Raw genomic sequence first — 24,359 nt, 5'->3', positions numbered from 1 at the left:
CCCCGGGCTTTCCCCCCTTGTTTCCACTCTGCGGCCGCGCTGCCTGCGCAGGCCGGTGATGGCCTGGCACGGCATTTGCAATACTGATGCTCATAGCAAGTCCATGAAACATTCGGAAAACTCTGATTACCCATAAGGTGCATACATGACCCAATACTCCGCAGGTGCCGCTTTCCGCAAGGCCGTCCAGGAAGAATCTCCTTTGCAAGTCGTCGGCGCCATTAACGCCAACCACGCCTTGCTGGCCAAGCGTGCCGGCTACAAGGCCATCTACCTGTCCGGCGGCGGCGTCGCGGCCGGCTCGCTGGGCTTGCCCGACCTGGGCATTTCCAGCCTGGACGACGTATTGACCGATGTGCGCCGCATCACCGACGTGTGCGACCTGCCGCTGCTGGTCGATGCCGACACGGGTTTCGGTTCGTCCGCCTTCAACGTGGCGCGCACGGTCAAATCGATGATCAAGTTCGGCGCGGCCGGCCTGCACATCGAAGACCAGGTGGGCGCCAAGCGCTGCGGCCACCGTCCGGGCAAGGAAATCGTCAGCAAGGAAGAGATGATCGACCGCATCAAGGCGGCCGTCGACGCGCGCACGGACCCGAACTTCGTCATCATGGCGCGCACCGATGCGCTGGCCGTCGATGGCCTGGAAGCGGCCCTGGAACGCGCCATCGCCTGCGTCGAAGCCGGTGCCGACATGATCTTCCCGGAAGCCATCACGGACCTGGACATGTACGCCACCTTCGCCAAGGCCGTCAATGTGCCTATCCTGGCCAATATCACGGAATTTGGCGCCACGCCGCTGTTCACCCTGGACGAACTGCGCAGCGCCCACGTGGGCCTGGCCCTGTACCCCTTGTCGGCCTTCCGCGCCATGAACAAGGCGGCGGAAAACGTCTACCAGGCGCTGCGCCGCGATGGCACGCAAAAAAATGTCGTCGACACCATGCAGACGCGCATGGAACTGTACGAATCGATCAATTACCATGATTTTGAACAAAAACTGGACGCGCTGTTCGCCGCGCAAAAGAAATAAGCAGAAATAAGCAAGCAAGCCGGGACCGCATGCCGGTCCCGCAGTGACGCACCCGAGACCATTCAATCTGGAGAACACAATGACCGCACCGCAAGCCGCCACTTTCAAGCCTAAAAAATCCGTCGCCCTGTCCGGCGTCACCGCCGGTAACACGGCGCTGTGCTCGGTCGGCAAGACCGGCAACGATTTGCACTACCGCGGCTACGACATCCTGGACGTGGCCGACAGCTGCGAATTCGAGGAAATCGCCTACCTGCTGGTGCACGGCAAGCTGCCGACTTCCGCCGAACTGAAAGGCTACAAGGCCAAGCTGAAGTCCCTGCGCGGCCTGCCGTGCGCCGTCAAGGCCGCGCTGGAAGCGCTGCCGGCCGCCGCCCACCCGATGGACGTGATGCGTACGGGCGTGTCCGTGCTGGGCTGCGCCTTGCCGGAAAAGGACGACCATAACGCGCCTGGCGCGCGCGACATCGCCGACCGCCTGATGGCGTCGTTCGGCTCCATGCTGCTGTACTGGTACCACTACAGCCATAACGGCAAGCGCATCGAGGTGGAAACGGACGACGACTCGATCGGCGGCCATTTCCTGCACCTGCTGCACGGTGAAAAACCGTCGGCGTCGTGGGAAAAAGCCATGCACACCTCGCTGATCCTGTACGCGGAACACGAATTCAACGCCTCGACCTTCACCAGCCGCGTCATCGCCGGCACGGGTTCCGACATCCATTCGGCCATCACGGGCGCCATCGGCGCGCTGCGCGGCCCGAAACACGGCGGTGCCAACGAAGTGGCGCTGGACATCCAGAAGCGCTACGACAACGCCGACGAAGCGGAAGCGGACATCCGCGAGCGCGTCGCCAACAAGGAAGTGGTGATCGGCTTCGGCCACCCCGTCTACACGATCTCGGACCCGCGCAATAAAGTCATCAAGGAAGTGGCCCGTTCGCTGTCGCAGGAAGCCGGTTCCACGAAGATGTTCGACATCGCCGAGCGCCTGGAATCGGTCATGTGGGAAATCAAGAACATGTTCCCGAACCTGGACTGGTTCTCGGCTGTCTCGTACCACATGATGGGCGTGCCGACGGCGATGTTTACGCCGCTGTTCGTCATTTCGCGCACCTCGGGCTGGGCCGCCCACATCATCGAGCAGCGCATCGACAACAAGATCATCCGCCCGAGCGCCAACTACGTCGGTCCGGAAGACCTGGAATTCGTGCCGATCAAGGACCGCAAATAATGAGCACCGCAATGACTACCCCGATGAACACCCTGTACCGCAAGCCATTGCCGGGAACAGGGCTGGACTACTTCGACACGCGCGCCGCCGTCGATGCGATCGCCCCAGGCGCCTACGCCACCTTGCCCTACACCTCGCGCGTGCTGGCCGAAAACCTCGTGCGCCGCTGCGACCCGGCCACCCTGAACGCCTCGCTGAGCCAGTTCATCGAACGCCGCCGCGACCTCGACTTCCCCTGGTTCCCCGCCCGCGTCGTCTGCCATGACATCCTGGGCCAGACGGCCCTGGTCGACCTGGCCGGCCTGCGCGACGCCATCGCGGCCCAGGGCGGCGACCCGGCCCTGGTCAACCCGGTGGTGCCGACGCAGCTGGTGGTCGACCACTCGCTGGCCGTCGAATGCGGCGGTTTCGACCCCGACGCCTTCGCCAAGAACCGCGCCATCGAAGACCGCCGCAACGAAGACCGTTTCGACTTCATCGACTGGACCAAGAAGGCGTTCAAGAACGTCGACGTGATTCCACCAGGCAACGGCATCTTGCACCAGATCAATCTTGAGCGCATGTCGCCCGTGATCCAGGTGCAAAATGGCGTGGCCTATCCCGACACCCTGGTGGGCACGGATTCGCATACGCCCATGGTCGACGCGCTGGGCGTGATCGCCATCGGCGTGGGCGGCCTGGAAGCGGAAAGCGTGATGCTGGGCCGCGCCTCGTGGATGCGCCTGCCCGACATCATCGGCGTCAAGCTGACGGGCAAGCCGCAGCCGGGCATCACCGCCACCGACACCGTGCTGGCGCTGACGGAATTTTTGCGCAAGCAGAAGGTCGTCTCGTCCTACCTGGAATTCTTTGGCGAAGGCGCGTCGCACCTGACCCTGGGCGACCGCGCCACGATTTCCAACATGGCGCCGGAATTTGGCGCCACGGCCGCCATGTTCTACATCGATGCGCAAACCATCAAGTACCTGAAGCTGACGGGACGCGACGACGAACTGGTCAAACTGGTGGAGCTGTACGCGAAAGAGACCGGCCTGTGGGCCGACAGCCTGGTCGATGCGCAGTACGAGCGCGTCTTGAGCTTCGACCTGTCGTCCGTGGTGCGCAATATCGCCGGGCCGTCGAACCCGCACAACCGCGTGCCGACGTCGGAACTGGCCGCGCGCGGCATTTCCGGCGTGGTGGAAAACGAGCCGGGCAAGATGCCGGATGGCGCCGTCATCATCGCCGCCATCACCAGCTGCACGAATACGAACAACCCGCGCAACATGATCGCCGCCGGCTTGATCGCGCGCAATGCGAACCGCCTGGGCCTGACGCGTAAACCCTGGGTCAAATCGTCGCTGGCGCCAGGTTCTAAAACCGTGGAACTGTACCTGCAGGAAGCGGGCCTGATGCCGGAACTGGAACAACTGGGCTTTGGCGTCGTGGCGTTTGCCTGCACCTCGTGCAATGGCATGTCGGGCGCGCTCGACCCCGTGATCCAGGATGAAGTGGTGTCGCGCGACCTGTACGCCACGGCCGTCCTGTCGGGCAACCGCAACTTCGACGGCCGCATCCACCCGTACGCGAAACAGGCTTTCCTCGCCTCGCCGCCGCTGGTGGTGGCCTACGCGATCGCCGGCACCATCCGCTTCGATATCGAGAAGGATGTGCTGGGCCATGACGCTGACGGCAAGCCTATCCTGCTCAAGGATATCTGGCCATCGGACGAGGAAATCGACGCCATCGTCGCCTCCAGCGTCAAGCCGGAGCAGTTCCGCAAGGTTTATATTCCGATGTTTGCCGCGCAGGTGGACGACGGCATCAAGGTCAGCCCCCTGTACGACTGGCGTCCGCAGACGACGTATATCCGCCGGCCGCCATACTGGGAAGGCGCGCTGGCCGGCGCGCGCCCCTTGAAAGGCATGCGTCCGCTGGCCGTCCTGGGCGACAACATCACCACCGACCACTTGTCGCCATCGAACGCCATCATGCTCGACAGCGCGGCCGGCGAATACCTGGCGAAGATGGGTTTGCCCGAGGAAGACTTCAATTCCTACGCCACGCACCGCGGCGACCATCTGACGGCGCAGCGCGCCACGTTCGCCAACCCGACCCTGAAAAACGAGATGGTGATCGAGGATGGCAAAGTGAAGGCCGGTTCGCTCACGCGCATCGAGCCGGAAGGCACGATCTCGCGCATGTGGGAAGCCATCGAGGTGTACATGGAGCGCAAGCAGCCATTGATCATCATCGCCGGCGCCGACTATGGCCAGGGTTCTTCGCGCGACTGGGCCGCCAAGGGCGTGCGCCTGGCCGGCGTGGAAGCCATCGTGGCCGAAGGTTTTGAACGCATCCACCGCACCAACCTGGTGGGCATGGGCGTCCTGCCGCTGGAATTCCTCCCTGGCGTGAACCGCAAGACCCTGGGCCTGGACGGCAGCGAAACCTACGACGTCGTCGGCGAGCGCACGCCGCGCTCCACCTTGACCTTGTTGATCCACCGCAAGAACGGCGACACGCTCGACGTGCCCGTCACCTGCCGCCTCGATACGGCGGAAGAGGTGTCGATCTACGAGGCCGGTGGCGTGCTGCAGCGCTTTGCGCAGGATTTCCTCGAGTCGTCGAAGGCGGCGTAAACCAGACGGGTAGGTCGGATTGGCGCTTGCGCGTCATCCGACGCTGTCTGCCAGAACGCGCCAACAATGTGTCGGATTACGCATGGCGAAGCCACGCTAATCCGACCTACCTCTTTCCAGGAAAACTCATGACTCACGTACCCCAAATCAACATCCCGGCCACCTACATGCGCGGCGGCACCAGCAAGGGCGTATTTTTCCGCCTGCAGGATTTACCGGCCAGCGCGCAAGTGCCGGGCGCCGCGCGCGATGCGCTGCTGCTGCGCGTGATCGGCAGCCCCGACCCCTACGGCAAGCAGATCGACGGCATGGGCGGCGCCACGTCCAGCACCAGCAAGACGGTGATCCTGGCGAAAAGCAGCAAGCTTGACCACGACGTCGACTACCTGTTCGGCCAGGTCTCGATTGACAAGCCCTTTGTCGACTGGAGCGGCAATTGCGGCAACCTGTCGGCCGCCGTCGGCTCGTTCGCCATTGCCAGCGGGCTGGTGGACGCCGCCCGCGTGCCGCGCGACGGCATCGCCACGGTGCGCATCTGGCAAGCCAATATCGGCAAGACCATCATCGCCCACGTCCCCATGACGCAGGGCGAAGTGCAGGAAACGGGCGACTTCGAGCTCGATGGCGTGACTTTCCCGGCCGCCGAAGTGAAGCTGGAGTTCCTCGATCCGGCGGCGGACGAGGAGGGCGGCGATGCTGGCAGTTCGGCCATGTTTCCTACCGGCAATCTGGTCGATGAGCTCGACGTGCCCGGCATCGGCGTGTTGAAAGTCACGATGATCAATGCCGGCATCCCGACGATTTTCGTCGACGCGGACGCCATCGGCTATACGGGGACGGAACTGCAGGACGCCATCAATGGCGATCCGGCAGCGCTGGCCCGTTTCGAGACCATCCGCGCGCATGGCGCCCTGCGCATGGGTTTGATCTCCCACCTGGATGAAGCGGCGAAGCGCCAGCACACGCCGAAGGTGGCCTTTGTCGCCAGGCCGGCCGGCTATGTCTCGTCCAGCGGCAAAAAAGTGGATGCGGGCGGGATCGACCTGCTGGTGCGCGCCATGTCGATGGGTAAATTACATCATGCCATGATGGGCACGGCGGCCGTCGCCATCGGCACGGCGGCGGCCATTCCCGGCACCCTGGTGAACCTGGCGGCCGGCGGCGGCGAAAAAAGCAGCGTGCGTTTCGGCCACCCGTCCGGCACCCTGACGGTGGGCGCGCAAGCGCAGCAGGTCGATGGCCAATGGAGCGTCACCAAGGCCATCATGAGCCGCAGCGCGCGCGTGCTGATGGAGGGATGCGTGCGCGTTCCCGGCGACGCCTTCTCCGGTTAAGCCGCGCCGCCAGGCGCGCTGCGTGCGCCTGGCGGTGTTTATCTTGAGGAAAATTGATTTTTCCGCTACCCGCAAACCGAACAAAGAGAAAAAATGGAGTGGCGCCGCCCGTGACGCCGCTATGGTCCTGCACGCGCCGCAATTAGCAAACCTTAATCCTGGCTGATAGGTGAACAGATGCTATTTAATTCCTATGTCTTCCTGTTTGCATACCTGCCCATCACGGTGGCCGGATTTTTCATCCTGGGACGGCGCAGCCAATTGTGGGCCGCCGCCTGGCTGGCAGGCGCCTCGCTGTTTTTCTACGGCTGGTGGGATTATCGCTACCTGCCGCTGCTGCTGGGCTCTGTCGTCTTCAACTATGCTTGCGCGGGCCTGCTCGCACCCGGGCGCGGCATGCACCGCAAGGCGCTGTTGACGGCGGCCATCGCCGCCAACCTGGGCCTGCTCGCGTATTACAAATACGCTGGCTTCTTCGTCGCCAGCCTGGCGGAACTGCTGGCGCAGCCGCTGCCCGCCCTGCATGTGGTACTGCCGATCGGGATTTCGTTTTTCACCTTTACGCAGATCGCCTTCCTGGTCGATAGCTATAGGGGCAAGGCGCAGGAAAGCCGCTTTGTCCATTATCTGCTGTTTGTCACCTATTTCCCCCACCTGATCGCCGGCCCCGTATTGCACCACAAGGAAATGATGCCGCAGTTCGCCGCCAGGCGCACCTTCCGCCTGTCGGCCGCGAATGTGGCCATCGGCAGCACCATCTTTGTCATCGGCCTGGCCAAGAAGGTGTTGATTGCCGATAATATCGGCCCGTATGCGGCGCCCCTGTTCAGCGACCCCGGCGCGCCGTCGCTGCTGCTCGCCTGGGGCGGCGTGCTGGCGTATGCGTTCCAGCTGTACTTCGATTTTTCCGGCTATTCCGACATGGCCATCGGCTTGTCGCGGCTGTTCGGCGTGCGCTTGCCGCTCAATTTCGATTCGCCCTATAAAGCGCGCAATATCGCGCAGTTCTGGCGCCGCTGGCACATGACCCTGTCGCGCTTTTTGCGCGATTATCTGTACATTCCGCTGGGCGGCAGCCGCTGCGGACCCGCGCGGCGCTACCTGAACCTGATGCTCACCATGGTGCTGGGCGGCTTGTGGCATGGCGCCGGCTGGAATTTCATCGCCTGGGGCGCCTTGCACGGTGCTTATCTGGTCCTCCACCGGGGCTGGAGCACGCTGGCGCGCCAGCTGCGCCTGCCGTCCGGCACGCGTGCCGGCAGCGCCATGGCGACGCTCCTCACCTTCGCCGCCGTCTGCATCGCCTGGGTCTTCTTCCGTGCGCCCGACATGGCCAGCGCCTTGACGATAGTCGAAGGCATGGCGGGCGGCTTCGGCTTGGCCTTGCCCGATGCGCTGGCGCCCTATCTGCTGCCGGTGCAGCCCGTGCTGGCGATGCTGGGCGTGTCGTTTTATCTGGGCGGCGGCACGGCCTTCATCGAAAGCTGGACGTGGATCGCGCTGGCGGCGATGCTGGTTTTTGCCATGCCCAATACGCAGCAGATCATGCGGCACGTCGAACCGGCGCTGGATTCCCGGGCAAGTGCCGCGGCGGGCGGGCAGGGCGGCTTGGGCGTCCTGCGCCGGCTCGCCTGGCGCGCCTCGCCCGCCTGGGCCGCCGCCATTGCCGCGCTGGCGCTGGCGAGCATGCTGGGCCTGAACCGGCCCGCCGAATTCCTGTATTTTCAGTTCTAGGGGGCCGCCATGACACGCTCCCCATACCGGTTTTACCTGCTCACCTTGCTGCTCCTGCTGGTATCGGGCGCCATCATCGTCTGCGCCTTTGTCGTCATCGTCGATCCCTACGGTTTGTATGGGCTCGTGCGCCACGAGCATTTCAATGCCGTCAAGCCGGGCCTGACCCGCTATCAGAGCCAGATCAAGCAGGAGTCTGCGCTGCGGCTGCGGCCGCAATTCATCATCCTGGGCAACTCCCGCGCCGAGATCGGCTTTGATCCGCGCGCCAGCGCTTTTTCAGCGCACGGCGCCGGCTACAACCTGGCCATACCCGGCACGGGGCTGGCCACGTCCGCCAGCCAGTTCGCGCAATTGCTGCGGGCCGGCGTCAGGCCGCGCACGGTCATCGTGGGCATGGAATTCATCGATTTCCTCAATCCGGCTGCGGCATTGCCGGCGCGTGCGGCGACTGGGGCGATGGCAGCGCCCGCGCGCCCATCCTGGCGCTTCGATACGCTGTTTTCGCTGGCATCCGTCCTGGATGCCGCGCATACCCTGCGCATACAGCGCGACCGGGAGGCGGCGACCATGGCGCCCGACGGTTTCAACCCCCTGCTCGAGTATGGGGCATACGTGCGCCGCGACGGCTACCACAAGCTGTTTCGCCAGCGGGCGCAGGAAAATGCCGCCAGGTTCAGGCGGACCTCCACGCGCGCACTCGCTACCGACGATGTTCAGGCGATGCGCGCCTTCCTGCTGGCGCTGGCGGCCACGCAGGCCGACATCAAGCTGGTGATCTACCCCTATCACGCGCAACTGCTGGCCATGTTCGAAGCCGCGGGTTTGTGGCCCCTGTTCGAGGAGTGGAAACGCCGGCTGGCGCAGGAAGTGGCCGCCGTCAAGGAACAGCACCCGGCCGCGCAGCTGTCGCTGACCGATTTCAGCGGCTATGGCGCATACAACTGCGAGCGCATACCTGCCGCCAATGAACGCGGCGCGGCCACGCGCTGGTACTGGGAAGCGGGTCATTTCAAGAAGGCGCTGGGCGATATCGTGCTGCAGCGCGTGATGTCGCCCATGGCGCCAGGCGACGGGCAGTTCGGCATGCCGCTCGATGGCGCCACCCTGGCGGCGAACCGCGACAGGATCGCGCAGGAACGCAGCCGCTGCGCGGCGGCGCAGCCGGAGCTGTTCCTGTTTTCAAGGCAGCTGTTCGCCGGGCAGAAGAATTTTCAATGAGTCGGGAGTACGAGAGAAATGATGCTGGAGGACGCACACATACGCAGATAAACAGAAATACGCATGCGCAGGAAAACACATCACATACTAACTACATGCATACCGGAGAAGACATGAATTTTGCAGCATTTTATCAACGCTCGATCGACACGCCCGAGACATTCTGGCGCGAGGAAGCGGGCAAGATCGCCTGGAACACGCCGTTTTCGCAAGTGCTCGACTATTCGCGTCCGCCATTCGCCAAGTGGTTCGTGGGCGGCACCACGAATCTGTGCCACAACGCCGTCGACCGCTGGGTGGAGAGCCAGGGCGATGCCGCCGCGCTGATCGCCATCTCCACCGAGACGAATACCGAACGCAGCTACAGCTTTCGCGAGCTGCAGCGGGAAGTCGAGCGCTGCGCCGCCATTTTGCAGTCGCTGGGCGTGGTCAAGGGCGACCGCGTCCTGATCTACATGCCGATGATCGCCGAGGCGGCGTTTGCCATGCTGGCCTGCGCCCGCATCGGCGCCGTGCATTCCGTGGTGTTCGGCGGCTTTGCCGCCAACAGCCTGGCCAGCCGCATCGACGACGCGCAGCCAAAACTGGTGTTCTCCGCCGATGCCGGTTCGCGCAATGGCAAGGCGATCGCCTACAAGCCGCTGCTCGACGAAGCCATCCGCATCGCCACGCACAAGCCGCGGCAGGTGCTGCTGGTCGACCGCCATCTGGTGCCGATGGAACTGACGGCCGGACGCGACGTCGATTACGCGGCCCTGCGCGAGCAGCACCTGGATGCGCAGGTGCCCGTCGCCTGGCTCGAATCGAACGAGCCGTCGTACGTGCTGTACACCTCGGGCACCACGGGCAAGCCCAAAGGTGTGCAGCGCGACGTGGGCGGCTATGCGGTGGCGCTGGCGTCGTCGATGCAATACAACTTCTGCGGCAAGCCCGGCGAAACCTTCTTCGCCACCTCGGATATCGGCTGGGTGGTGGGCCATTCCTACATCGTGTACGGCCCGCTGATCGCCGGCATGGCCACCATCCTGTACGAGGGCTTGCCCATCTGTCCCGATGCCGGCATCTGGTGGAGCATCGTCGAGAAATACAAGGTCACGCGCATGTTTTCGGCGCCGACGGCCATTCGCGTGCTGCGCAAGCATCCGGTGGAACTGATGCGCAAATACGACCTGTCGTCATTGAAAGCGCTGTACCTGGCGGGCGAGCCGCTCGATGAAACCACCTCGCAGTGGATCGCCGACGAACTGAAGGTGGACATCATCGACAACTACTGGCAGACGGAGACGGGCTGGCCTATCCTCTCGGTGGCGAAAGGCGTGGCCGACACGCCGACGCGCCTGGGCAGCCCCGGCATGGCCATGTACGGCTACCAGGTCAGGCTGCTCAACGAGGCGACGGGCGAGGAGTGCGAAGACTACGAGAAGGGCGTGCTGGTGCTGGAAGGCCCGCTGCCGCCCGGCTGCATGCAGACGGTGTACGGCGACGACGAACGCTTCGTCGATACCTACTGGTCCAGCTTTGGCGGGCGGCAGGTGTATTCCACCTTCGACTGGGGCATGCGCGACGCGGATGGCTACTATTTCATCCTCGGCCGCACCGACGACGTGATCAACGTGGCCGGCCACCGCCTGGGCACGCGCGAGATCGAGGAGAGCATCTCCAGCCATCCGAACGTGTCGGAAGTGGCCGTGGTGGGCATGGAGGACAAGCTCAAGGGACAGGTGGCGATGGCCTTCGTGATCCTGAAGCATCCGCAGGGCTACGACAGCGTTGAAGCGAAAGCGGCCCTGGAGCGCGAGGTGATGGCGGTCGTCGATCGGCAGCTGGGCGCAGTGGCGCGGCCTGCGCGCGTGCTGTTCGTGCCGCAGCTGCCGAAGACGCGTTCGGGCAAGCTGCTGCGCCGCTCGATCCAGGCCATCTGCGAAGGACGCAGCCCGGGCGACCTGACGTCCATCGACGATCCGTCTTGCCTGCAGCAGATCCAGGCTGCCCTGGCATAAGGCGCACGCCTGCAGCGATGTTTATCAATCGATAAACATCGCTTCAGATCCGGTCGCTTTCCTTGCGCACGACCCTGCCGACGATCAGGCATTCATTGCCGCGGCATAGCTTGCGGTGGTATTTGCGCTGGTCCGGGTTGTCCGACGTCAGCCACCATTCGCCGATGTCGCGCGCCATGCGCTTGACCACCGGCTCGCCCTCGTAGTTGACGGCGAATACCACGCCGTCGGCCGGCCTGCTGTCGGCCGTGTTGATGATCACCACGTCGTCCTCGTACAGGGCCGGTTCCATGCTCTCGCCCTTGACCTTGATCGCCACCAGTTTTTCAGGGTGGTAGCCATTGCGCTCGACCCAGCTGCGCGGCACGCTGATGGTGCTGCCGTCGTGCATTTCCGGTTCGATGGCAAAGCCCGTGATGCCCGCCGACAGGCGCAATTTCACCTTGCGGATCGGATAGAAGCGCTCATCCTCGCCATCGGTCACCACCACCGCTTGCACCCCATCGAGCGCGCGCGCGGCCAGGGCCGCCTGGTCCGGTGCCGCGCCCTGGTCGAAATACATGCCGTCCAGGCGCAGGTCCGCTTCCAGCTTGCGCGCGATCTTTTCGCTGAAGGCGCGGCCGTCGCGGTAGGTGGGCGAGAGGATTTGCGAGATGCGCGCCTCGCTCCAGCCGCTGGCGTCGGAAATTTTCTTGCGCGTGTTGTCGTAGCGTTCCCGTATCAGGGCCAGCAGGCGGTCGCGTCTGTATTGATACATATTCATCTCCACATTAAACCCGAAATTTACCGTTTGATAAATTACCAAATGCTTGACTTTAACATTAGCGATTGATAAAGTCCACTTGTTGCCTGTCGCAAATTCGCACAACAGCGTCTGTCGGCCGGCAACCATACGGGAGGTCAGGCAGATGTTAAACAGCAGTCAGGTAGTGACAGGCAGGACGGCGCCGCGGGTGGCGCGCCAGCTACAGGGACGCAGCAGGAAGTCGCAGCTGCATATCGCCCGCATCAGGCATTACATCGGGGAACAGGGACAGGCCAGCGCGGCGCAATTGTCCGCCTTGCTGGGGCTCGATGCGGGCACCATGAGCCGCTATCTGCGCCACATGTGCGGCCTGGGCGTGATCCACCTGGCGCAGCGCCATTGCACGGAGCCGGGGCGCCAGCGGCCCGCCCTGTACGCGCTGGGCGAGCAGGACGAGGAGGTCGACGGCTGGGCCGAGCTGCCGCCGCAGGTGCGCCGCAGCGCCAACTGGCCGCGCGGTGCCGCCAGCCGCGATCCGCTGGTGGCTGCGTTGTTCGGCCCGGCGAAGTACTGAACAAGACAAGAATCAACGAGGAGAAATCATGAGGTTTGCTGAAAAATACATCGCGTCGCTGTCATCGCAGAACCTGCGCGACGATGCGTTCCACCACGACCTGGACGCGGTCGCGGCGGCCGCGCTGGCCGGCGACATGGGCGCCTTGCTGTGCCGCGTCAAGTACGCGGACGGCACCGTCAGCCGCCTGTTCGAAGGCAATGCCGGCAATCTGGCGCAGCTGCTGCGCGCCTGGACGGCGGCCGTGGCGCAGAAGGGCCGGGCGCGCCGCTGGGTCAAGGCGCAGACGGCCTGGGATGCGCAGGCGGCCACTACCCTGTACCGCCGCGTGGCCGAAGCGTCGCTCGCGCATTGGCTCGACAGCAAATGCAAGGTTTGCCACGGCACCGGCATCGTCGCCGCCATGCCGGTGGGCGTGCCTGTCGTCTGCAAGGCGTGCCACGGCGGCGGCGAAGCGGCCATCAGCTGTTCCGGCGGTTTCGAACGGGAGCGCATCAAGGACATGGTCAGCGAGCTCGAAGGCATCTTCCAGTCGCACGGCGCGCGTGCCATGCGCCGCCTCGGTCATTAAAAAGATTATGCAATATGCCCCGAGCTGAAAAAAAACGCCCCTACAATAGAGTCTCGATCACGCAGCAACAGTAGCACCGCAGTACACCACATGCTTCTCCACTCGTAATGGGCGCGCGCAAGGCGCGACACCGATAGGGGAAATCAGCGCAGCGAACCGCCTTCATGGCCCCCTTCGCCCATCTTCCATCCGGCATGGCTGCGCGCCATCCGGACACCAGCCCGCCGCCTCACCGTGCGCGGGCTTTTTCGTTTCATCTCCCATTTTTCAGTTTTTCCCACAAGACCGCCCCGGCGGTTTCATTCCACGAAAGGTTTTACAACTATGGCATCGACAGCAAACGGCATCGACAGCTTGATCGTTATCAGCAAACAAGGCGCGGAAGGCAGCAAGGCCGCCGCCGGCGGCGGCCAGATCTATCCCCGCGTCACGGCCACCTTCGACACGGAAGCGGATAAATATGCGAGCGCCGAAATCGACGCCAGCCAGCAGCAGGGCGATACCCGCCTGGGCAATTTCCGCACCACGGGCGCCATCAAGGCCGAAGCGGCATGCGGCACCTATGCGCCGCTGATGGCGGCGCTGCTGCGCCGCGACTTCACGGCCGGCGGCGTCGCTGCCGCGCAGACCACCATCGCTGCCGCCGCCTCCGGCCTGACGCGCAGCGCCGGCTCCTGGCTGGCAGAAGGTTTCCGCGCCGGCAGCGTGGTGCGCATCACCGGCATGACGGCGCCGGCCGCCGCCAACAACGCGAAGAACTTCTTCGTCACGTCGGTGACGGCGACCAACCTGAATGGCCAGTTCATGGACGGTTCGGCCATGGTCGTCAAGGCGGCCGGCGACTCGGTCGGCGTGGCGGCGGTGGGCAAGCGCAGCTTCACCCCTTTGAGCGGCCACACCACCGACTGGTTCACGGCCGAAGTGCAGGACCCGAAGATCGGCGTGCACCGCAGCTTCGTCGACCAGTTGGTCAGCAAGATGGATATCGCCGTGCAGCCGAACGGCATCACCAGCCTGGACTTCACCCTGATGGGCAAGGCGGAAGGCCCGACCACGGCCGTGCCGTACTTCCCCACGCCGCTGGCCGCGCCTGGCAGCGGCAAGTTTTCGGGCGCCACGGCGATGCTGTCGGTGAACGGCATCCCGTCGCAGATCTGCACCGGCATGTCCGTCTCGCTCGACGGCCAGGTCAAGGTCGACCCGGTGATCGGCTCCAAATATGCCACGGCCGCCTCGCGCGGCAAGGTCATGGGCTCGGGCCAGTTCACGGTGCTGCTGCAGGACGCCAGCTACCTCGACTACTTCAAGGCCGAGACGGAAATTCCGCTGGCCTACGCCATGGCGTCGGGCACGGCGCCCGCAGCCGACGTGCTGGCGCTGGCCATGGGCCGCATCAAGATCACCTCGGCCAAGATCGACGACGGCGAGAAAAACAAGATCGTCACCTGCGCCTTCGACGTCCTGCGCTACAAGGGCACGGATGCGCAGCATGAAGCGACCACGTTGACGATCCAGGACAGCGCGCTGTAAGCGGTTGACGCAGGTCAAGGCCGCCACCGTGGCGGCCTTTTTTACTTTTACTTCATCCAGAAAGCATCACACATGAACAACGCACAAAAAATCCAGGCAGGTTTCGACATCGGCAATATCCATGCAGCGGCCACCCCCGTCACGTTCGACGTGCCCGTCATCTTCGACGCGGACGGCGAAGCGGTGGCCGGCCTGACCATCGTCGGCAAGAACAGCGAGCAATACCGCCAGGCCAACAACGCCGTGCGCGCCGAAGGCTACAAGAAATCGGCGCGCCGCAAGACAGCCATCGACGCCTCCACCGACGAAGGCGCGGAGCTGCTGGTGCAAGCCATCGACGGCAACCAGAAACGCCTGGCGCTGGCCGTGGTCACGGGCTGGTACGGCTTCACCAGCAACGGCGCGCCCGTGCCGCTCGATCCGGCGCTGCTGGAAGCGGCCTTTGAAAAATACCCGACCTGGCAGGAAAAGGTCACCACGGCGCTGGAAAACGAGTCGATTTTTTTGAAGCTCTGACGGCCAGCCTGCTGCGCTACGCCGGGTACCAGTTCGAGCGTGGCGCACGGGCGGCCGATGGCCATGCCAAGGGCGAGCATATCGACGCCGCCCGGCGCCATCCGCTGTACCGCGCGCCGCCCGAAGAGGTGACGCCGCCGATGCCGTTTGAACTGGCCCACGTGTGGGAATGGTTCGCGCAATTGAACCGCAAGCGGCAGAACGGCATGGCCGTCAATCCCATCGCCAGCACGGAAATCCTCGCCTGGCAGGCGCGCCACGCCATCGCCATCGAGCCGTTCGAGCACCAGCTGCTGGACCAGCTCGACGCGCTGTTCTTGGCGCACCAGCATGCGGCGGGCTGACCCGTATTTTCCAACCCGGCCGCCATGCGCGGCCTTTTTTATGGGCCAAACATGCCAGAGATAACTGAAATACTCATTGTTGTGAATACTGCGGAGGTAAGGGCGGGTATGCAAGCCGTAAACGACCTTGCCGCCGCCAGCGGCGAGGCTGGGCAGCAGGTCCAGTATGCCAACGTCAGGATGCGCGACTCCGAACAAATCATGCGCGCACAGGCCGAAGCGGCTCGCGCAGCGGCGGACGCGTCCAAAGTCCTGGGTGACGAAAGCAGCGACGCCTCGGACGCCTTGTTCAAGGGTATGACCGCGCTCGAAGGTTTTGCCAAGGCATCGCTGAAGATCGGCGAAGGCGGCATGCATGCCGACGTCGGAAAGATCAAGGATGGCCTGGGAGCGCTGATGAATACCTCCGGCCTGACGGAACTGGCAATCACCCGCCTGGGCGCGGGGCCGGTATTGGCGTTGCAAATGCTGGCGGAAGCGGCCGCATTTGCAGCCTCAACGTATGTGAAAGGCCAGCTGGAGTCGGATAATTTTTCCAAGGCAATACAGCTGACAGGCAACTCGGCGGGCGTCACGGAGGGGCAGTTCAATGCCATGGTCAAGTCCGTTGCCAGTCTTAACGATGCGGGTATGGGCGATGCGCGTGCAGCCCTGCAAACGCTGCTGGAAACGGGCGAGTTTTCGGCGGAAGCCATGTTGTCGGTGGGTGCCGCTGCCGTGACAACGGCACAAATTACAGGCAAGCCAGCAGGGGAGGTAGCCGCGGACTTTGCCAAGATGGCTGGCGGCGTTGTCAGTTGGGTTGACACCCATGCCGAAATGTATCGAACTTTGGATGCCAGTCAGTACCAGCATATCAAGTCACTCGAGGAGGAAGGTAAGACTCAGGAGTCGATGATAGAAGTGGCAAAAAATTACAACGACGTGCTGAAAAAACGCAGTGAAAACCTGAGCATTGTCGGTGTCGCGATGCGGGCAATCAAGACTCTCTGGTCGAATGGTGAAGACAGCTTCAATGGGATGGGACGCACGACCACAATGGACGAAAAGATCGTTCAGCACGATATAGACGTCGAGATGTTAAAAGCCACAGGCTATACCAGTTTGGGTACGCATGAAGGCATGGGCATAAGTGGCAAGCAATTGCAGCAGGTTCTTGAACAGATGGCAAAGGTGCGCCAAGAGCTGGTGACTAAGCAAGCGCAGGAGCGAAAGGCTTCTGATGCGCAACAAGAGGTTCAAGCAAAAAATGATGCTGAAAAATCGGCGCAGAAGAGTATCGATGCGACCAAGGCTCGCTATGCCAAGAAAGTTAACGAGGAGGCAGCAGTAATTGCTCAATACAACAAGAACGTCGCGATACTGAGTGGTACGCCGCTGGCGATTCCCGTTGTCGAGCAGGAAAAGACGCGCGCTTCCATTCATGCTGCATTCAAGGTTGCGCCGCCTCCGCCCGCCTTTGGTTCTGATGATAGCGAGGCGCGGCGTGCGGGGCAGTTGCAAGCCATTCAAGATGAATTGCGCTTGAAAACGGAGGGTTATGACCAGAGCGCCAAACTTGATGAGTTGTACCGCAAGGGTGGCACTTTAAGCGAAGAGCAATATTTTGAAAATCGCAGAAACACCATTCGCGAGCGGGGTAAGGCAGAGGCGGATGCCTATCAGAAGCAGATCGATGTGTTGAGCGCCTTCAAGGCAAAAACGCCGTTGGCTGCTCAGGAAAACAGGAACAAGATCGCCGAAGCTGGCGCTGCCAAAGCGAGGGGGGAGCCGAAGATGCAAGCCGAGCTGGCGCAGGTGGAAGAAATCGCCCGCCAGCAGGCAGCAGACACGCGGAAAAAGCAGGAAGACGACGCGAAGGCAAAAACGGCCAAGGACCGCGCCGATGCCAAGGCAGCCGACGAGCAGCAATGGAAAGAGGCTGCCGATGGCGCCAAAGCCTTGGGCGATGCGCTGGAAAAGGCCTTCGGCAAGGTGGGCGGCACAATAGGCAAGGTTACCGCAGCGCTGGTTGAGCACAAGAAGGCCCAGCAGGATATTCAACGGACCCTGGCAAATGCGACGGAGGATGCCAAGGAGGACGAACCAGCGAAAATCGCCGCGAAATCGAAAGCGCAGCTTGATTCCACACAAGCTCAGATGAAAGGTTACAGCGACATGGCCGGCGCGGCGGCCGGTTTCTTCGACGAGCAGAGCGCTGGCTACAAGGCCTTGACCACGGTTTCCCAGGTATTTCATGCGGCCGAAGTGGCCATGACTCTGGCCGAGCTGGTGCCAAAGGGTATCAACGCAGTACTGAGCCAGGGAACTGGTGACCCATATACGGCGTTTGGCCGCATGGCGGCCATGGCGGCGATCGTGGCTGGCCTGGGCGTGGCGATTGGCGGTGGAGGCGGCGGCAATGTCGATGTTGCCAAGGAGCGCCAAAAGGCAAACGGCACGGGCACGGTGCTGGGTGACCCATCGGCTAAAAGCGCTTCGATTGCGCGCAGCCTGGCCATCATGGAAAAAAATTCAGGCTTGGGTCTCGCGCACACCATTTCAATGGATAACTCGCTGCGCAAGCTCGCTGCCGGTATCGGCAACCTGGCCAATTTGCTGGCACGCGAGTCGGTGGCGACGGGAGCGGGCGGAGCTGCGGCAGGCGTGCAGACCGGAACCAAGGTCCTGGGAGGCACAATGGGCGTCCTGGCCGGTACTTCGGCTGGAGGCTTGGGTGGCGCCATGCTGGGTACCTATCTGGGCATGGGAATGGCGGCGATTGGTGGTCCCATCGGATTGGTGCTCGGCAGTGTGGTGGGGGCGGTGTTGGGCAGCGTTGTTTCCAAACTGTTCAATACCTCCAAGACTGTGGTCGATCAGGGGATTACCGGCAAGGCCATTAGCCTGGGCCAGATCGAGGATATTGGTTTTACCGCCCAATCGTATGCCGATGTCAATACCAAGAAGAAAGCACTGGGCTTCACCTATAGCAATAAGAATAAGACCGAGACGGCAGCAATGTCCGATGACGTCAATCAGCAGTTCACGATGATTATTGTCAGCATGGGCAATGCCATTCGTGGCGCCGCCAACGTCATGGGCGTGGCAGGTGCCGATTTCAATACTCGGATGGACGGTTTCAAGGTCGATCTGGGCAAGATCAGTTTGAAAGGACTGTCGGCTGAGGATCAACAGAAAGCACTGGAAACGGCATTTTCTGCGCTGGGCGACAAGATGGCTGATGCTGGCGTTGCTGGCTTGCGCGATTTCGCCAAGATAGGCGAAGGCGCTTTTGAAACACTGAATCGCATTGCCAATGACTTCCAGCAGGTCAGCGATGTCCTGTTTGTCTTGGGGAAATCTTTCGGCGTCACGGGCATGGCAGCAGTAAAGCTGAGCGAAGACTTGATCGATACTGCCGGTGGCCTGGAAAAGCTGACAAGCGGCACCTCGTATTTTTACGAGAATTTCCTGTCTGAATCCGAAAAGATGGCGCCGATCACCAAGTCGGTGAATGACGCCATGGGCAAGCTGAGTTTGGGTGGCGTGACGACGATGGATGGCTTCAAAGCTGCCGTATTGTCTGCTGCTGATGGCGTGGCCATCGGAAAAGAAGGATCGGCTGAATTGTATGTGGCCCTGTTGTCCTTGGCCGAACCGTTCAAAAAGGCGGCCGATTATGCGGCCGATCTGGCCGCCGCCACGGGTGAGCTGGCCGAAGTGAGCAAGACGGCCAGCGATATCGCCAGCGAACGCAAGGGCCTGCAACAGCAGTTGAACGAATTGACGCAAAGCGAAGCGCAGCTGCTGGCCGCCCAGCGCGCCAGCGTCGCCGATGCTAATCGTGGATTGTTCGACCAGATCCAGGCCGTCAAGGCGGTAACCAGCGCGAAGGATGCGCTGGCGAAAGCCTATGAAAGCGAATCTGCGGCGGCCAAGTCGGCGCTGGAGAAATCGAAATCGTGGGTGACGACCTTGAACGGGCTCAATGCCAGCATGGCGCTGGGCGCCCAGTCGACGCTGACGCCGGAGCAGAAGTATGCGGAGGCGCGCGCCCAGTTCGAGAAAACCCTGGCGGCCGCAAATGCGGGCGACACGGCGGCGCAATCGGGATTGTCCGCCGCCGAACAGGCGTTTTTGACGGCCTCGCAAGTCGTTAACGCCTCCGATGCACGCTATGCGGCCGATTATGCCCGCGTGGTGGAAGCGAACAAGGAAGCGTTGAAATGGGCGGCCGCGCAGGTCGACGTGCAGCAGGCCAGCCTGGATGCGCTGAATGCCCAAGTATCGGGCTTGATTACCATCAATGACAGTGTGCTGACGGTGGCGCAGGCCATCGCCGGTCTGCGGGCGGCGACGGGAGGTGCGGCTGATTTGGATGTGCATTTCAGCAATACTCCCTTCGTCGCAGCACTTGCCGCGATGACTACACCTGTGACGGCATCAGTCTTCGACCCCGCACGCTATTCCTCGGCGGCGAACCTTGGCTCCGACGTCCTGGTCGCCGAAATCCGCGGCCTGCGCGAGGACAACCAGGCCATGCGCGCCGAGCTGCAAGGCTTGCGCGCGGATCAGCGCGCGCAGACGGGCGCCACGATACAGGCCACCGTCGAATCGAACGCCAGCGCCGCCAGGACGGTGGTGGACGGTGTTGATAAATCCGCCAGGACAGCGTCCTGGGCAAATGCAGTGAAAGGGGAATACGCATGACCGATGCGCAGTTTTTGGAGTGGCTGCAAAGCCCCTCTGCCGTACGCATGGTGCTGCTCGAGGCACAGGTGAATGTGGCCGGCGACGAGGTGACGCGCTATGTTGCCTCGCGCTCCTACCTTACCGGCCCCGATGAAACGCCGGCCAACACCGAGTACCTGCCGCTGGCCACCGGCGGCCTGGCGTTTACCGAGCAAGTCAGCCTGTCCGGCGAGGCGGGCCTGTCGGGCGGCGATATCGAACTGAATAACGCCGATGGCGCGCTCGATGGCTGGCTGGGCGACGTCTGGATGAACCGGCCCATCAAGGCCTGGGCCGGCGATCCATCCTGGCCGCGCGCGGATTTCCGCCTGGTTTACGACGGCATCATCGCCGACGTGGCCAGCCCGGGACGCGGCGCGGTCAACCTGGTGTTGCGCGACAAGCTGCAGCGCCTGAATACGCCCGTCACCGAGGCCAAGCTGGGCGGCACGACGCCGAACAAGGACGCCATTTTGCCGGTTCCATTTGGCGAATGCCACAACGTGGCGCCCCTGCTGACGAATCCGGCCACCTTGGAATATGGCTTCCTGGGCGCCGTCGAGTCGAGTTTCGAGGTGCGCACCAACGGCAAGCCGATTGCCGTGGCCCTGAACGACCAGGCGGGGCGCTTCAACCTGACCACCGATCCGTTTTCCACCACGATCACGGTCAGCGTGCAGGGCGACAGGGGCGGCGGCTATGCGCCGCGCATCGCGCCGCTGGTGCAGCGCATCGCCACCGCCTATGGCAAGGCCGCCGACCGCTTTACGCTGGCCGACCTGGACCTGGCCAATCTGGCCGCCTTCGATGCCTCCCACCCGCAGCCGGTTGGCCTGTATGTAGCGGACCGGACCAACCAGGCGCAGGCCATCCAGCAACTGGCGGCCAGCGTGGGTGCGCAGGCGCTCATGTCGCGTACCGGCCAGCTGCGCCTGGTGCAGCTGGCATTGCCGGCCGCTGGCGTGTCCGTGCCGATCGGCCCGGAACATATGCGCGAGCGATCGCTGCGTCCGGCGCAACGCTTGCCGGCGACGGCGGCAGTCAAGATCGGATTCGACCGGAACTGGAATGTGCAGACAGGTCTGACCACCAGCATCCCGGCTGAACACGCCGACCTGTATGCCACGCAGTGGCTGACCGAAACGGTGGTCGACGAAGCGGTGCGCGCGCGCTACCGATTGAGCGATGACCCGGTGCAGATCGATACCTGCCTCAAGACGCGCGAGGATGCCCGCGCGGAAGCGGCACGGCGCCTGGCCCTGAGCAAGGTGCCGCGCACCATTTACGAATTTGATGGAGAACCCGAGATGATGATGCTGGAACTGGGGCAGCCGGTGGTGCTGCGCAATGAACGCTTCGGCTTGCAGGATGGCGTGGCGGGCGTGGTGGTGCGGCTGTCGCACTTCTGGCTGAGCGGCCGCGTGACGGTGGGAGTGCTGGCATGAGCGCCATCGTGGGCGCACGCGACCGCCTGCTGCAGGCGACGGCGGATCGCTATAGTACCGTTGCCGACGGCAAGGCCATCCTGATGTCCGGCGCCACGCCCGTGTTTCGCGTCGACAGCAGGGGCGCCGGGTCGCCCGCCTCGATTGCCATCACGGCCAAGCCCGTGAATGTGGCGGGCGATATCGTCTTCACGGTGTCGGCCGGCACGTCGCTGACGGTCGACGGCAACGTGGCCACGGTCAATTTTGCCGGCATGACCACCGACACGGCCACCGTGCAGGCGCGTATCCGCGAATTCGGCGTCGACTACATCGCCAGCTACATGGTCAGCAAGGTATACGATGGCGTGGCGGGCGACGCCGGCCTGGCCGGGATCAATACGGCGCAGGCCTTCGCCTACAAGCGGGCGGCCGCCGCGCCCGCCGATTCCCCGGGCGACGTGGTCTACACCTTTGCCAGCGCGGCCATCACGGCGCCCGCCGGCAATGACCTGGCGAATGGCTGGTCAAAGAACATCCCGGCCGGCACGGCGCCGCTGTACGTGCGCGTGGCGGGCGCCAGCTCGCGCAACGCCACGGACAACATCGCCGCCAACGAGTGGGCAGCGGCCGTGCTGCTGGCCAGGGATGGCGCGCCTGGTCAGAACGTGGCGCCCGTGCGCATCTACCAGCGCGCCGTCGCCAATGTCGCGCCGGCGCTACCGAGCGCGGCATGCACGTTCACCTTCGCCACCGGCGCGCTGGCGGGCCTGAACAACGGCTGGTCGACGCAGGTGCCGACGGCCGGCGGCGCCTATCTGTTCACCTCGGGCGCCACAGCCGCGTCGACGGCCGCCACCGACGATATCCCGGCCGGCGAATGGGCGGCGGCCGCGCGCATGGCGGCCGACGGCGCGGCCGGTGCCGACGGCGCCAACGGCAGCAATGGCGCGAACGGCGTGGATGGCCTGAACGTGGCACCCGTGCGCATCTACCAGCGCGGCGCGACCAGCATCGCGCCGGCGCTGCCGAGCGCGACGTGCACGTTCACTTTCGCCTCCGGTGCGCTGACGGGCCTGAACAACGGCTGGTCGACGCAGGTGCCCACGGCCGGCGGCGCCTATCTGTTTACCTCGGGCGCCACGGCCGCCGCGCGCGGCGCCACCGACGACATCCCAGCCGGCGAATGGGCGGCGGCCGCGCGCCTGGCCGCCGATGGTGTGACGACCTACACCTGGGTCAAGTATGGCAATACCGCCGCCGGCGGCGGCTTTTCGGACTCGCCCGTGGGCATGAGCCATATCGGCCTGGCCTACAACAAGGCGACGGCGGTCGAAAGCGACAAGCCGGTGGACTATGCGTGGTCGCTGATCAAGGGCGCCGACGGCACGAATGGCAGCAACGGCGTGAATGGCGCGCCCGGCGTGGACGGGAAAACCACCTACACGTGGATCAAGTACGCCGACAACGCTGACGGCACCGGCCTGTACGACACGCCGCGCGCCAGCACGCTGTACCTGGGCCTGGCCGTCAACAAGCCCGCCGCAGCCGCCAGCAGCAACAAGGCGGACTACACCTGGTCGAAGTTCCGCGGTGACCAGGGCGTGGCCGGGCCGTCGGGCCAGCGCGGTACCGTCACGATCACGGCGCCCGGCTATTCGACCTGGTCGGATGCCTCGGCCGTGTACGAACTGGGCCGGGCCGGCTACGGCGTGCCGATCAACCGCGACGTCGTCACGCTGTATGACGCCGTGCATGCGGTGACGAAGTTCTACCTCGACGGAGCCTGGATGGTGCAGGGCACGGTGTTGAACGGCAATCTGCTGGTCGACGGGACGGTGGCGGCGAAGGCGATCGTGGGCGACACGCTCGGCGCCATCAAGGCCAACCTTGGCTCGGTGGTGGCGGGCGATATTTCCGCTTCCACCATCCATGGCGGTGGCGGCTATCCGACCGCCAGCTATGCATGGCCGAATGGCACGGGCGACGGCAAGGGCTTCCATCTTAGCGAGCAGGGCCTGCGCTTTGGTGACTACAACAATGGGGCGGGCACCCAGTACTTCGAGATTTCGCCCGATGGCCGCATCTTTGCGCCAGGATTCAGCATAGCGGGCGGCAAGGCCAATTTTTCAGGCAATGTCGTTACCGGCGGCGGTTCCGGCTTTCGCATCGAAATGGGGCCGGACGACCCGGTGTATGCGATGTGGGCGGGTGCTGGCGACAAGACGGATGTGAATGCCATTTTCTATCTCAAGCGGAGCGGTTCGGCCTATTTCGGTGGCGCGCTCTCGGCGGGCATACTGAAAACGTCCATCACCAATCCAGAGATCAACCCCAACGCCCAGCTGGTCGATGGCCCGTTCGGCTCGAATGGTGGCACGATCAACGTGGTGTGCAGTTTCGCCTGGAGATTTTTAAAGGCATCCACGTTGCATGCCTATACGGCCGGTGCAGGTGCGAATAGCGTGACGGTTCAGCTCTTCCGCTCGATAGGCGGTGGCGCCGAGGTACTGGTGCAGTCAGCCGTATTCAGCGGACCAACGATTGTCGCGAATACGGATCTGCCCGATGAAAAGTCGACCTGCTCGCGGTCAATCGAAGGCGCCTTTACCTACACCGACAACGAACACAGCACGCTAACTCGGACCTATCGCGCGGCCATCAGCATGACCACGCAAACGGTAACGCAGACGGTGCGTCCGGGCGGCACGGGCAGTGCCGACCGGGATTCGGTGTCGCAGCGCCTCACTCTCATCACAACGGAATAA

At 63.5% G+C, this 24,359-nt stretch carries 16 protein-coding genes; 15 read left to right on the top strand and 1 reads right to left on the bottom strand.

Annotation, left to right across the window (positions count from 1 at the left end):
* The first annotated feature begins 145 nt into the window (after positions 1-145).
* From prpB to AC3RCJ_RS18835, 7 genes are all read left to right on the top strand, one after another.
* On the top strand, positions 146-1,033 hold the full coding sequence (gene prpB, locus AC3RCJ_RS18865) for a methylisocitrate lyase (protein ID WP_492962186.1): 888 nt from the start codon (positions 146-148) through the stop codon (positions 1,031-1,033).
* A gap of 79 nt (positions 1,034-1,112) precedes the next feature.
* A complete protein-coding gene (gene prpC, locus AC3RCJ_RS18860) occupies positions 1,113-2,267 on the top strand; it encodes a bifunctional 2-methylcitrate synthase/citrate synthase (RefSeq protein WP_492962188.1) in 1,155 nt (384 codons plus the stop codon).
* A gap of 23 nt (positions 2,268-2,290) precedes the next feature.
* The gene (gene acnD / locus AC3RCJ_RS18855; protein WP_492962301.1) at positions 2,291-4,885 is read left to right on the top strand and encodes a Fe/S-dependent 2-methylisocitrate dehydratase AcnD; all 2,595 of its coding nucleotides are present in this window, start codon (positions 2,291-2,293) and stop codon (positions 4,883-4,885) included.
* Between the two features lie 128 nt (positions 4,886-5,013).
* Positions 5,014-6,219, top strand: coding sequence for a 2-methylaconitate cis-trans isomerase PrpF (prpF, locus tag AC3RCJ_RS18850; RefSeq protein WP_492962190.1), 1,206 nt, complete (start codon positions 5,014-5,016; stop codon positions 6,217-6,219).
* A gap of 177 nt (positions 6,220-6,396) precedes the next feature.
* Positions 6,397-7,953 carry an MBOAT family O-acyltransferase gene (locus AC3RCJ_RS18845; protein WP_492962192.1) on the top strand — a complete coding sequence of 519 codons (1,557 nt, stop codon included), beginning with the start codon at positions 6,397-6,399 and terminating at the stop codon, positions 7,951-7,953.
* Between the two features lie 9 nt (positions 7,954-7,962).
* A complete protein-coding gene (locus tag AC3RCJ_RS18840; RefSeq protein ID WP_492962194.1) occupies positions 7,963-9,174 on the top strand; it encodes a hypothetical protein in 1,212 nt (403 codons plus the stop codon).
* A complete protein-coding gene (locus tag AC3RCJ_RS18835; protein ID WP_492962196.1) occupies positions 9,171-11,174 on the top strand; it encodes a propionate--CoA ligase in 2,004 nt (667 codons plus the stop codon). Before AC3RCJ_RS18840 ends, AC3RCJ_RS18835 begins: the two co-directional genes overlap by 4 nt.
* 43 nt (positions 11,175-11,217) lie before the next feature.
* Here AC3RCJ_RS18835 and AC3RCJ_RS18830 read toward each other — a convergent pair whose 3' ends face one another.
* The gene (locus tag AC3RCJ_RS18830) at positions 11,218-11,931 is read right to left on the bottom strand and encodes a S24 family peptidase (protein WP_492962198.1); all 714 of its coding nucleotides are present in this window, start codon (positions 11,929-11,931) and stop codon (positions 11,218-11,220) included.
* A 151-nt stretch (positions 11,932-12,082) separates the two neighbouring features.
* Between AC3RCJ_RS18830 and AC3RCJ_RS18825 the strand changes: the two genes are divergently transcribed.
* The 8 genes from AC3RCJ_RS18825 to AC3RCJ_RS18790 all read left to right on the top strand — a co-directional run bounded on the left by AC3RCJ_RS18825 (position 12,083) and on the right by AC3RCJ_RS18790 (position 24,359).
* Positions 12,083-12,493 carry a hypothetical protein gene (locus AC3RCJ_RS18825; RefSeq protein WP_492962200.1) on the top strand — a complete coding sequence of 137 codons (411 nt, stop codon included), beginning with the start codon at positions 12,083-12,085 and terminating at the stop codon, positions 12,491-12,493.
* 28 nt (positions 12,494-12,521) lie between these two features.
* Positions 12,522-13,064, top strand: coding sequence for a hypothetical protein (locus AC3RCJ_RS18820; protein ID WP_492962202.1), 543 nt, complete (start codon positions 12,522-12,524; stop codon positions 13,062-13,064).
* Between the two features lie 324 nt (positions 13,065-13,388).
* Positions 13,389-14,594: a phage tail tube protein gene (locus AC3RCJ_RS18815; protein ID WP_492962204.1), complete on the top strand. Its 1,206-nt coding sequence runs from the start codon at positions 13,389-13,391 to the stop codon at positions 14,592-14,594.
* Between the two features lie 72 nt (positions 14,595-14,666).
* Positions 14,667-15,110, top strand: a complete 444-nt coding sequence (locus AC3RCJ_RS18810; RefSeq protein ID WP_492962206.1) for a hypothetical protein — start codon at positions 14,667-14,669, stop codon at positions 15,108-15,110.
* Between the two features lie 128 nt (positions 15,111-15,238).
* Positions 15,239-15,454, top strand: a complete 216-nt coding sequence (locus tag AC3RCJ_RS18805) for a phage tail assembly chaperone (protein WP_492962208.1) — start codon at positions 15,239-15,241, stop codon at positions 15,452-15,454.
* 108 nt (positions 15,455-15,562) lie between these two features.
* Positions 15,563-20,146 (top strand): phage tail length tape measure family protein, encoded by a 4,584-nt coding sequence (locus tag AC3RCJ_RS18800; RefSeq protein ID WP_492962210.1) that lies wholly within the window; start codon positions 15,563-15,565, stop codon positions 20,144-20,146.
* Complete coding sequence (locus AC3RCJ_RS18795) at positions 20,143-21,612, top strand: hypothetical protein (RefSeq protein WP_492962212.1); 1,470 nt, start codon at positions 20,143-20,145, stop codon at positions 21,610-21,612. Before AC3RCJ_RS18800 ends, AC3RCJ_RS18795 begins: the two co-directional genes overlap by 4 nt.
* On the top strand, positions 21,609-24,359 hold the full coding sequence (locus AC3RCJ_RS18790; protein WP_492962214.1) for a hypothetical protein: 2,751 nt from the start codon (positions 21,609-21,611) through the stop codon (positions 24,357-24,359). The genes AC3RCJ_RS18795 and AC3RCJ_RS18790 overlap by 4 nt, the downstream gene beginning before the upstream one ends.

This window comes from Janthinobacterium sp. GW822-FHT07H11 (assembly GCF_058798615.1).
The sequence above is the reverse complement of the archived record's forward strand: the minus strand, read 5'-3'. Positions and strand labels throughout refer to the sequence as shown.